This window comes from Sphingomonas floccifaciens (assembly GCF_042681125.1).
In the GTDB taxonomy this organism is placed as follows: Bacteria; Pseudomonadota; Alphaproteobacteria; order Sphingomonadales; family Sphingomonadaceae; genus Sphingomonas; species Sphingomonas floccifaciens.
Genome location: NZ_JBHUFC010000002.1, coordinates 117,165 through 128,529 on the forward strand (window position 1 = coordinate 117,165; position 11,365 = coordinate 128,529).

Below are 11,365 nucleotides of genomic sequence, written 5' to 3' on the forward strand. Positions count from 1 at the left end.
CTCGGCAAAAACCCGCTCTTGGTGTGAACTTCGTGAACTTCGCCGCGCTCGCGCTGGCGGTCGCGACCCCCGCTGCTGCGGCACCGGCGGATGATCTGAAGGCGTTGCTTGCCGATCATTATGCCTGGACGCTGCGGGAGAGCCCGACCTTCGCCTCCTCGGTCGGCGTGCGCAATTACGACACAGAACTCGGTGATCCGTCGCTCGCGGCAGAGGATCGCCGTGCCGCCCAGGCTACCATCTTCCTCAAGCGGCTCGATGCCATCCCCGATGCGGGTCTGACGACCGCCGATCGCACCAACAAGGCGATCCTGCGCCGGATGCTGGCGGAGACGGTCGAGGGCAATCGCTTCGGTCAGCGGATGATCCTGTTCACCAGCTATTCCTCGCCGTGGCAGGGCATGGCCGGGATGGGCGAGCGGCTTAATTTTCGTGGGAAGCAGGACTATGCCAATTACCTGACCCGCCTCGAAAAGCTGCCAGGGCTCAACGACACGTGGCTCGCCATCACCGAGCGCGCCGTGAAGGAAGGCTATGCCCAGCCTTGCGTGTCGATGGGCGGGGTCGAGGGCGCGATCCGCGGCGTGGTGACGGTGGATGTGACCGCCTCGCGCTTCTACGCGCCCTTCGCCAAGACGAGGCCGCGCGATGCGACCGACACCGAATGGGTCGCGCTCCAGCGCCGGGCGAAGACCGTGATCGGTGATCGCGTGAGCCCTGCCTATACCAAGGCCGCTGACTATATCCGCACCCGCTACATGCCCGCCTGTGCGAAGGTCGCCAGCGTGTCGGCACAGCCCGGCGGCAAGGACTATTACCGTTTCGCCGTTCGCCAGCAGACGACGACCGACCTCGATCCGGACGCGATCCACCAGATCGGCCTCAAGGAAGTCGCGCGCATCCGCGACGAGATGGAGCGGGTCGCTAGGACCGCCGGCTTTGCCACGCGCGAGGCGTTCGTCGCCGAACTGCGCACCAACCAGAAATACTATGCGAAGACACCTGACGAATTGCTCGCCGCGGCGTCGCATGTCGCCAAGGTCATCGATGGCAAGATGCCGACGCTATTCAACCGCTTGCCGCGCCTGCCCTACGGCGTGCGCGCGATCCCGGCGGAGACGGCGGAGGGGACGACGACCGCCTATTATAGCCAGGGCAGCCCGCAGAACCGGATCGCCGGTACCTATTACGTCAACACGTCGAAGCTCGACCAGCGGCCCTTGTGGGAGTTGCCGTCGCTGACCGCGCACGAGGCGGTGCCGGGGCATCACATGCAGATCGCTTTGCAGCAGGAACTCGACCTGCCGCCGCTGCGCACTGGGCTCGCCCATTTCACGGCGTTCACCGAAGGATGGGCGCTGTATGCCGAAACGCTCGGCAACGAGATGGGGCTCTATGATACGCCCGAGCGGAAGATGGGCCGGCTGAGCTACGACATGTGGCGCGCGTGTCGGCTGGTCGTCGACACCGGCATCCATGCCGAGGGCTGGACGAAGGAGCAGGCGGTCCAATTCATGCTCGACAACACCGCGCTGTCGGCGGCGAATATCGATGCGGAAGTCAACCGATACATCGCCTGGCCGGGTCAGGCGCTGGGGTACAAGCTGGGCGAGCTCAAGATCCTGGAGCTGCGGCGCAAGGCGGAAGCGGCGCTGGGCGCAAAGTTCGATCTCGCCGCCTTCAACGACGCGGTGCTGGAGCAGGGGTCGGTCCCACTCGATGTGCTGGACGCCCATGTGACTGCCTGGATCGCAGGGAAAATGAACGCAAGCTAACTGAATGAAGTCGTCGGGCTGCGACAAAACCGCGACAGTTTTCCGACATTTGCGGCACGCTATTGCGACAGCTGCGTTCCATCTTCCTCTCATCCCCGAACGGGGTTGGTTACAGAGGAGTGCGTATCATGAAGAAGCTCACGCTGATGCTCGCCGGTCTCGGCATCGCCACCGCCACCGTCCCGACGGTCGCGAGCGCACAGGGCTATGGCAACTGGCAGCCGATCAACGGCCGCGTCGCCAATATCGATCGCCGTATCGAGATGGGCTTGCGCAACGGCTCGCTGACCCGTCCGGAGGCGGCCCGCCTGCGCAGCGAGTTCCGCCAGGTCGTCCGCCTCGAACAGCGCTATCGCCAGGGCGGCCTGTCGCAATGGGAACGTCGCGATCTGGACCGTCGCTTCGACGTCTTGTCGCAGCGGGTGCGCTATGAGCGGAACGACCGTCAGGACCGTCGCTACCGCTAAATGATGGGGGGAGGGCCTCGCCGGAGACGGCGGGGCCTTGCCTCAATCGTCGCCGCGCCGGTCGCGGTTGGAATAGAGCATCGCGGCGGCGACCGCGGCCGAACCGATGCCGACCCCCAGGCCGATCGCCTTCAGCGGCCAGTGACCCTTGTCGTCCTTGCGCCGCGCCTTGTTCGTCCGGGCCTTGGCGTCCTGCGCCGCCGCGACAATCTCGTTAGTCGGGTTCTCTTCGCCCACGCTTACTCTCCTATTTTCCCTGGTGGTATGCCGCGCGGAAGCCGTTGGCAAACGTCGTGAGACTGCCACTGGCGATCGCCCCGCGCAGGTCGGCCATCAACGCCTGATAGAAGCAGAGGTTGTGCTCGGTCATCAGCATCGCGCCGAGGATCTCCTGGGCGCGGACGAGGTGGTGGAGGTAGGCGCGGCTCCACGTCCCGCAGACCGGACAGGCGCAGGCCGGATCGAGTGGGCTGGTGTCCTCGGCGAACTTCGCATTGCGGATGTTGATCGGGCCTGTGCGGGTGAAGGCCTGGCCCGTGCGCCCCGAGCGGGTGGGCAGCACGCAGTCGAACATGTCGATCCCGCGTTCGACCGCGCCGACGATGTCGTCGGGCTTGCCGACGCCCATCAGATAGCGGGGCTTGTCGGCGGGCAACTGACCGGGGGCGAAGTCGAGGCAGCCGAACATCGCCTCCTGCCCCTCGCCGACCGCGAGGCCGCCGACCGCATAGCCGTCGAAGCCGATGTCGATCAGCGCGTCGGCCGACGCCTTGCGCAGTCCCTCGTCGAGCGCGCCCTGCTGGATGCCGAAGATGGCGTTGTGCGCGGCGTGCTCTTCCGCGGCGAAGAAGGCATCGCAGCTGCGGCGCGCCCAGCGCATCGACCGCTCCATCGCCGCGGCCTGCACTTCGCGGCTGCTGGTCGTCGGCACCAATTCGTCGAACGCCATGGTGATGTTCGAGCCGAGCAGGCGCTGGATTTCGATCGAGCGCTCGGGCGACAGCATGTGGCGCGTGCCGTCGAGGTGCGACTTGAACGAAACGCCGTCCTCGCTGCGCTTGGTCAGGTCGGCGAGGCTCATCACCTGATAGCCACCGCTGTCGGTCAGGATCGGTCGGTCCCAGCCCATGAAGCCATGCAGCCCGCCCAACCGGTGCACGCGCTCGGCACCGGGGCGCAACATCAGGTGATAGGTGTTGCCGAGGATGATGTCGGCTCCAGCCGCGCGGACGTCGGCCGGCTTGACCGCCTTGACCGTGGCGGCGGTGCCGACCGGCATGAAGGCGGGGGTGCGGATCTCGCCGCGCTCCATCCGGATGGCGCCGGTCCGCGCGCGCCCGTCGGTCGCGGCGATGGTGAAGGTGAAACGGGACATGCGGGCCTCATAAGGACGCGTACCGGATAGGCAAATCCTCCCCTGCAAGGGGAGGTGGCAGGCCGAAGGCCTGACGGAGGGGTGTCCAGCTATCCGGATCAGGGTGACACCCCTCCGACCGGCTTCGCCGGCCACCTCCCCTTACAGGGGAGGATCGGCGATCAGTGCGCATGCACCGCGCAGCCGTCTTGGCCGATTTCGATCTGGATGGTCGCGTGGCCGATGTCGAAGTCGTGATCGAGGCGATGCTGCAGGTCGGTCAGGAACGCGTCGCCGGGATGGCCGCCGGGCATGACGAGGTGGGCGGTCAGCGCGCTTTCCGTCGTCGACATCGGCCAGATATGGAGGTCGTGGACGCGGGAGACGCCGGGGAGGGCGGTCAGGAACGCGGAGACCTTGGCCGGGTCGATCCCCGGGGGCACCGCGAGCAGCGCCATGCCGAGCGAGTCGCGGAACAGGCCCCAGCTGCTCCACAGGATCACCGCGACGATCGCCAGGCTGACGAGCGGGTCGACCCACGCCCAGCCGGTCGCGAGGATGATAAGCCCGGCGACGACGACGCCGGCCGACACCGCCGCATCGGCCGCCATGTGGAGATAGGCGCCGCGGATGTTGATGTCGCCGTGGCGGCCGCGGGCGAAGAGCAGCGCGGTGCCGAGATTGATGACGATCCCGGCCGCGGCGACCCAGACCATCGTCATGCCCTGGACCGGGGGCGGCGAGCCGAGGCGCTGGACCGTCTCCAGCAGGATCGCGCCGACCGCGATCATCAACAGCACGGCGTTGGCGAGTGCCGCCAGGATCGATGAGCTTTTCAGCCCATAGGTATAGCGCTGCGACGCCGGGCGCTTGGCGAATGTAGCTGCGCCCCAGGCGATCAGCAGGCCGAGGACGTCGGACAGATTGTGTCCGGCGTCGGCCAGCAGTGCGACCGAGTCTGCCCAGAGGCCGAACGCCGTTTCGACGACGACGAAGCCGAGGTTGAGCGCGGTGCCGATGGCGAAGGCGCGGCCGAAATCGGCGGGTGCGTGCGAATGGCCGGGGCCGTGGTGATGCCCGTGGCCATGCGCATGGCCGTGATCGTGGTGGTGCCCGCCCATATCCGTCCCGCTTAGCCGTTCGAGCGCAGCGTCTCAACGCTCCTGCGGGCGTCCACCGCCGCGCCGGCCGCGGCGGTCGCCGTCGGGGCGGTTGTAGGGCGTTGTGCGGACGGTCAGCAGTTCGGCGCGGGAGACGGCGCCGTCCTTGTTGGCGTCGAACCGGGCGAACAGCGTATCGAAGCGGTCGGCGAGTTCGTCGAACGTCACCTTCTGGTCGCCGTTGCGGTCGAGGTCGAACGGCGTCGGCACGGCATTGCGGTCACCGAGGTAGCGTTCCGCCCAGTCCGAATAGGCGATGTAGCCGATTCCGGTCGCGAAGCCGGGCGTGCCGCGCGTCACTTCGGTCAGGCCCTCGCGCAGTTCGGCGGCAGTCGTGCGGCCGTCGCGGTCGTGGTCCATGCCGGCGATGAACAGCGCGACGGGTTCGGCGACGATCGTCGCGGGAGCGGGACGATAGGGATCGACCGGCACGCCCGCCTGCGGCGGCACGGCGGCTTGCGCGGCGGTCAGCATCAGAAGGACGGCGATCATCGGACGGGACCTCTCAAACATACACGGCGCCGTAGCGACCCTCCCATCGTCTAGACCGGAAGCGACCCGAGGCAAAGCCGGCGAGCGGTTGCACATCGGCGCCGGCACGTTACCGTCGCGTCCAGGCGTCCCCGGCAGCGGGCCGAAGAGGACGCCATCTGAGGATGTTAGCGATGAAGCCTGCCCTGTTCCTGCTGTCTGCTGCCTGCCTGACGATGCCGCTCGCGGCGCAGGACCATGCGAATCATGCGGCGCCGGCCGCCCCTGCCGCGGCACCCGCAACGGCGGCGAAGTTCTCGCTCGACACGCCGGTCGAGACGCTGATGGCGGATGCCAAGGGCAAGGCGGCGGTCGACGCTGTGCTGCCGGGGATCGAGGCGCATCCGAGCTACGAGATGGCGAAGGCGATGAGCTTCAACCAGCTCGCGGCGATGGCACCGACGCTGCTGACGCCGGAAGTGCTCGGCAAGCTCAAGACCAATCTCGACGCGATCAAGTGACCGACATGCAATCGGGTATCGATCGCCGTGCGCTGCTGGCGGGTGGCGGTGCGGCGGCGGCGGTCGCGCTGGCGCCCAATGTCGCGACGGCGCAGGCCGGGTCAGGGGATGCGGCGTTGCGTGCGCTGCTCGACCGCTTTTTCTACGACCGGTTGGCCGAGCGGCCGGAGCAGGCGACGTCGCTGGGGCTGGATACCCAGGCTCGGGCCGGCTTGCGCTCGCAGCTGGGCGACGAGAGCCGCAGCGGCTCGGCACGGTCGCTGGCGCGCAGCCGCGCCGAGCAGGCGGCGCTCCGACGCATCGACCGTGCCACCCTCTCCGACACCGCGAAGATCGACTATGACGTGGTCGACTATCAGCTGAAGCTGGCGATCCAGCGCGGCGCGTTCGACTATGGATCGGGCAATTCGCCTTATGTGCTGTCGCAGCTGTCGGGACCGTATCGCTCGATTCCCGAATTCCTCGACGGCCAGCACCGGGTCGCGACCGCGGCGGATGCCGATGCCTATCTTGCGCGGCTGTCGGCGTTTGCGCGGGCGATCGACCAGAGCGTCGCCCGCACCCGCGAGGATGCTGCCAAGGGCGTCGCGCCGCCCGATTTCGTCCTCGACCGGATGGCGGTGCTGCTGGCCGAACTGCGCGACAAGCCGGCCGCCGAGACGACGCCCGTCAAGGGCTTCGTTGCCAAGCTGAGCGCCGCGGGTCTGTCTCCGGACCGGGGCGCGAAGGCCGAAGCGATCATGGCCAGCGCCGTCTTCCCGGCGCTCGATCGCCAGCGGGCGCTGGTGACCGAGTTGCGTGCCAAGGCGACGCATGATGCCGGCTGTTGGCGACTGCCGCAGGGGCAGGCGCTCTATGCGCATCTGGCCGAGGCGGCGAGTACGGTGCCGTTGACGGGGGACGAGATCCACCGGCTGGGGCTGGCGCAGGTCGCGGAGATCGGCGCGCGGATCGATGCGATCCTGAAGCGGCAGGGAATGACCAAGGGGACGGTCGGCGAGCGGCTGGTCGCGCTCAACCAGCGGCCCGACCAGCTGTTCCCCAATACCGACGCGGGCAAGGCCGCACTGGTCGCACTGCTCGACACGCAGATCGCGGCGATGGCGAAGCGGCTGCCCGAGCAGTTCAGCTATGTGCCGAAAGCCCAGGTCGTCGCGCGCCGCGTGCCGCCGGCGATCGAGGCGGGCGCGCCGGGCGGCTATTATCAGGCGGCGACCGTCGACGGGTCGCGGCCCGGCGTCTATTTCATCAACCTGAAGGACACGTTCGACCGGCCGAAGTTCGGGCTGGCGACGCTCAGCCATCACGAAGCGGTGCCGGGGCATCATTTGCAGGTGATGACCGCGCTGGAGAGCGACAGCATCCCGCTGATCCGCCGCCGCAGCTATTTCAGCGGCTATGGCGAGGGCTGGGCGCTCTATTCGGAGCAGCTGGCCGACGAGATGGGCATGTTCGACGGCGATCCGCTGGGGCAGGTCGGCTACCTCCAGTCGCTGCTGTTCCGCGCGACGCGGCTGGTGGTCGATTCCGGGCTGCATGCCAAGCGCTGGAGCCGGGAGAAGGCAACCGACTATCTGATGGCGACGACCGGTATTGCGCAGAACCGCAGCCAGAACGAGATCGACCGCTATGTCGTCTGGCCGGGGCAGGCGACCAGCTACAAGATCGGCCACACCAAATGGGTCGAGCTGCGCGATGCGGCCAAGGCCAGTGCGGGCGCACGGTGGGACCCGCGGCAGTTCCATGCGGTGCTGTCGCTGGGCGGCATGCCCTTGGCAGTGCTGGAGCGGGTGGTGAGGGCGCGGATGGGGTGAGTTGAGGGCTGGCGGCGGCGCGGCAAAAGTTGCGATACCGCGGTCAATTCGTCAGCCTTCGTCACTTTTGTCACCTTTGCCACTTTCAGAGCCCAGAGCGATCAGCTTTGTTCACCCTCGTTCGCCCTGAGCGAAGTCGAAGGGCAGCTCTCCGCAATGTGCTTCGACTTCGCTCAGCACGAACGGTTGGAGAAGGCTGATCGGAACCGACCCTAAGTGCGAGCATAGGTTCGACAGGGGCTTCACGGCGTCAAAGAGCAAGGGTCGTTGGACCTGTCAGGAGCCAAGCAAATGGCTTCCAACATTGCAATCGCCGGTCGGGTGGACTGTCTGGTCGGAGGAGGTGCCACCCTTGGTTCCGGGGACGGCGTGCTTCCGCGCAGGCGGAGTCCAGAGTGGGCGAGCGGTTTGTCTGCGGCTCTGGGCTCCCGCCTGCGCGGGAGCACTGGTTTGCCTGGAGCAGCCCTAGACGGTCGAGCCTCCGCGTTTCGTTTGGCGAGGTGGCCGACAGGCGTTTCACCGCGAACGTTGGGCCGGCAAACCTAAATACGGTGCTTCGACTTCGCTCAGCACGAACGGTGTTGAGCGTGCCTGTCCCGCCCCCCAATCCGTTCGCCCTGAGCTTGTCGAAGGGCTGTCCTTCTTCGAGCCTCAGACTTTACGGCACGAAGAAAGGCAGTGCTTCGACAAGCTCAGCACGAACGGAGAGGGGCCGGGGCGGGGGGCGGCGCCCCCCTCAAACGTCCAGATTCGCCACCGTCAGCGCGTTTTCCTGGATGAATTCGCGGCGCGGTTCGACCACGTCGCCCATCAGGCGGGTGAAGATTTCGTCCGCCACGTCAGCCTGGTCGATCTCGACCTGGAGCATCGAGCGGTTGGCAGGGTCGAGCGTGGTTTCCCACAGCTGTTCGGCGTTCATTTCGCCCAGACCCTTGTAGCGCTGGATGCTGAGGCCCTTGCGACCGGTCGACAGTACGGCGTCGAGCAGTTGCGAGGGGCGGGCGATCAGGCGCTCGCCCTTGCCGGCGGCGACGGGCGTGTCGTCCTCGCCCGTGTCTTCGTCGGCCTGAGTCGCCGACTTGAGCGGGACCAGCTTACCGAGCGTGACGTAGTTTTCCGCCGCTTCCGCCGCCAGCGCGTGGAGCTTGCGCCCTTCCGCCGAGCCGAGGAACGCCGCCTCGATGATGTGATGGTCGGTCACGCCGCGCCAGATGCGCTGGAAGTGATAGCCGCCTTCTTCCGACATCTGGGCGCTCCACCGCGCGTCGCTGTCGGTCTGGTCGAGACGCTGGGTGACGGCCGACAGCCGCTCCAGACGGGCTTCGCGCGACGCTTCGGGATCGAGCGCGCCGGCCAGCGCCAGCGCCTCGACGATGTTGGCGTCGTAGCGGCGCGGGACGAAGCGCATCAGCGTGCGCATCCGGCGGGCATGGTCGACCAGAGTGCGCAGGTCGTCGCCCGAGCGTGCGCCGCCTGCCGTCTCCAGCACCATCGTGCCCACGCCCGCATCGACCAGATACTGGTCGAGCGCGGCGTCGTCCTTGAGGTACACCTCGGACCGGCCCTTCGCGGCTTTGTAGAGCGGCGGCTGGGCGATGTAGAGGTGGCCGGCCTGAATGATCTCCGGCATCTGGCGGTAGAAGAAGGTCAGCAGCAGCGTGCGGATGTGCGCGCCGTCGACGTCTGCGTCGGTCATGATGACGACCTTGTGATAGCGCAGCTTCTCCAGGTTGAAGTCGTCGCGGCCGATGCCGGTGCCCATCGCCTGGATCAGCGTGCCGATCTCGCGGCTGGACAGCATCCGGTCGAAGCGCGCGCGCTCGACGTTCAGGATCTTGCCGCGCAGGGGCAGGATCGCCTGATAATGGCGATCACGGCCCTGCTTGGCCGAGCCGCCGGCCGAATCGCCCTCGACCAGGAACAGTTCGGACTTGGCGGGGTCGCGTTCCTGGCAGTCGGCGAGCTTGCCGGGCAGCGAGGCGATGTCCATCACGCCCTTGCGCCGGGTCAGCTCGCGCGCCTTCTTCGCGGCTTCACGCGCGGCGGCGGCGTCGATCACCTTCTGGATGATCGCCTTGGCGGTCGCGGGATTTTCCTCCAGCCATTCGGCCATCTTGTCGGCCATCAGGCTTTCAAGCGGCTGGCGGACTTCGGAGGAGACCAGCTTGTCCTTGGTCTGCGACGAAAATTTCGGATCGGGCAGCTTGACGCTGACGATCGCGGTCAGGCCCTCGCGCATGTCGTCGCCGGTCAGCGTGACCTTTTCCTTCTTCAACAGTCCCGACTTGTCGGCGTAGTTGTTGATCGTCCGCGTCAGCGCGGCGCGGAAGGCGGCGATATGGGTGCCGCCGTCGCGCTGGGGGATGTTGTTGGTGAAGGCGAGGACGTTCTCATAATAGGAGTCGTTCCACTCCAACGCGACGTCGATCGTCACGTCGTCGCGCGTTCCCGCGATCGCCACCGGATCGGGCATCAGCGGGGTCTTGTTGCGGTCCAGCCACTTCACGAACGCGGCGATCCCGCCTTCGTAGAACAGCTCGACCTCCTTCGCCTCTTCATGCCGCGCGTCGCGCAGGAACAGGCGGACGCCCGAATTGAGGAAGGCGAGCTCGCGGTAGCGATGCTCCAGCTTCTCGAAGTCGTATTCCGTGATCTTGAACGTCTGCGGGCTGGCGAGGAAGGTGACCTTCGTGCCCTTCTTGCCCTCCGGCGCCGGCCCCACGACCTTCAGCGGGGCGACGGCGTCGCCATGGGCGAAGCGCATATAATGCTCCTGCCCGTCGCGCCAGATGGTCAGGTCGAGGAACTCGCTGAGCGCGTTGACCACCGACACACCGACGCCGTGCAGACCGCCCGACACCTTGTACGCATTGTCGTCCGACGTATTCTCGAACTTTCCGCCGGCGTGGAGCTGGGTCATGATGACCTCGGCCGCCGACACGCCTTCCTCCGGATGGATGCCGGTCGGGATGCCGCGGCCATTGTCCTCGACGCTGACGGAGCCGTCGGCGTTCAGCTGGATGACGATGCGGTCGCAGTGACCCGCCAGCGCCTCGTCTATGGCGTTGTCGCTGACTTCGAACACCATGTGGTGCAGGCCCGACCCGTCGTCGGTATCACCGATATACATGCCCGGCCGCTTGCGGACGGCGTCGAGGCCTTTCAGCACCTTGATCGAGGAGGCGCCATAATCGTTCGTATTCGGGGTCGTTTCGGGAGTGTCAGCCATGCCGAGCATATAGGCATCGGGCGGTAAGAACGGAAGCGAAATGGGGCATCCCCGTACCGCAATCGATTCGCAACAAGGGCAAGACGCCTTGCATCGCGGTTTCGCCCGCGCCAATGGGTTCGGCGATCCGTATTGCGACGAGTAAGGACCCAGCCTCTTGGCCACCGCATCCAATCCCGCCCGCCCACGGGCCCCGCATCTCCAGGTCTATACCTGGGGTCCGCATATGCTCGTCTCGATCCTGCACCGGGCGACCGGCAGCGGCCTCGCGACGGTGGGGACGATCCTGTTCGTCTGGTGGCTTGCCGCCGCCGCGGCGGGGGAGGAGGCCTATGCGACGTTCCTCGACGTGTTCACTTTGGCCAACGGCCGCCTGAACGTCGTCGGCTGGGTGCTGGGCGTCGGGCTGACCTGGGCGTTCTTCCAGCATATGGCGAACGGCATCCGCCACCTGTTCATGGACCTGGGCGCGAATTTCGAGCTCAGGGCCAACAAGCAGTCGGCACTCGCCACGCTGATCTTCTCGGTCGTCGCGACCGCGGCCTTCTGGGCCTATATCGTGCTGGGGCGCTGA

At 67.0% G+C, this 11,365-nt stretch carries 10 protein-coding genes; 5 read left to right on the forward strand and 5 right to left on the reverse strand.

Going from position 1 to position 11,365, the window contains the following annotated elements:
* Positions 1–32 precede the first annotated feature (32 nt).
* The gene (locus tag ACFSC3_RS03435) at positions 33–1,775 is read left to right on the forward strand and encodes a DUF885 domain-containing protein (RefSeq protein WP_380938768.1); all 1,743 of its coding nucleotides are present in this window, start codon (positions 33–35) and stop codon (positions 1,773–1,775) included.
* Between the two features lie 128 nt (positions 1,776–1,903).
* A complete protein-coding gene (locus ACFSC3_RS03440) occupies positions 1,904–2,242 on the forward strand; it encodes a hypothetical protein (RefSeq protein ID WP_380938770.1) in 339 nt (112 codons plus the stop codon).
* Between the two features lie 42 nt (positions 2,243–2,284).
* Here ACFSC3_RS03440 and ACFSC3_RS03445 read toward each other — a convergent pair whose 3' ends face one another.
* The 4 genes from ACFSC3_RS03445 to ACFSC3_RS03460 all read right to left on the reverse strand — a co-directional run bounded on the left by ACFSC3_RS03445 (position 2,285) and on the right by ACFSC3_RS03460 (position 5,248).
* Positions 2,285–2,479: a hypothetical protein gene (locus ACFSC3_RS03445; RefSeq protein ID WP_380938772.1), complete on the reverse strand. Its 195-nt coding sequence runs from the start codon at positions 2,477–2,479 to the stop codon at positions 2,285–2,287.
* A gap of 10 nt (positions 2,480–2,489) precedes the next feature.
* Positions 2,490–3,617, reverse strand: a complete 1,128-nt coding sequence (gene tgt / locus ACFSC3_RS03450) for a tRNA guanosine(34) transglycosylase Tgt (protein ID WP_380938774.1) — start codon at positions 3,615–3,617, stop codon at positions 2,490–2,492.
* Positions 3,618–3,778: 161 nt separating this feature from the next.
* Positions 3,779–4,717, reverse strand: a complete 939-nt coding sequence (locus tag ACFSC3_RS03455; RefSeq protein ID WP_380938776.1) for a cation diffusion facilitator family transporter — start codon at positions 4,715–4,717, stop codon at positions 3,779–3,781.
* A 33-nt stretch (positions 4,718–4,750) separates the two neighbouring features.
* Positions 4,751–5,248, reverse strand: coding sequence for an EF-hand domain-containing protein (locus ACFSC3_RS03460; RefSeq protein WP_380938778.1), 498 nt, complete (start codon positions 5,246–5,248; stop codon positions 4,751–4,753).
* 173 nt (positions 5,249–5,421) lie between these two features.
* Between ACFSC3_RS03460 and ACFSC3_RS03465 the strand changes: the two genes are divergently transcribed.
* Positions 5,422–5,748: a hypothetical protein gene (locus tag ACFSC3_RS03465; RefSeq protein WP_380938780.1), complete on the forward strand. Its 327-nt coding sequence runs from the start codon at positions 5,422–5,424 to the stop codon at positions 5,746–5,748.
* Between the two features lie 17 nt (positions 5,749–5,765).
* Positions 5,766–7,562, forward strand: a complete 1,797-nt coding sequence (locus ACFSC3_RS03470; protein WP_380939659.1) for a DUF885 domain-containing protein — start codon at positions 5,766–5,768, stop codon at positions 7,560–7,562.
* A gap of 736 nt (positions 7,563–8,298) precedes the next feature.
* On the opposite strand, the gene gyrB is transcribed toward ACFSC3_RS03470, so the two are convergent.
* Positions 8,299–10,791, reverse strand: a complete 2,493-nt coding sequence (gyrB, locus tag ACFSC3_RS03475; RefSeq protein ID WP_380938782.1) for a DNA topoisomerase (ATP-hydrolyzing) subunit B — start codon at positions 10,789–10,791, stop codon at positions 8,299–8,301.
* A 157-nt stretch (positions 10,792–10,948) separates the two neighbouring features.
* Between gyrB and sdhC the strand changes: the two genes are divergently transcribed.
* Positions 10,949–11,365: a succinate dehydrogenase, cytochrome b556 subunit gene (gene sdhC, locus ACFSC3_RS03480; protein WP_380938784.1), complete on the forward strand. Its 417-nt coding sequence runs from the start codon at positions 10,949–10,951 to the stop codon at positions 11,363–11,365.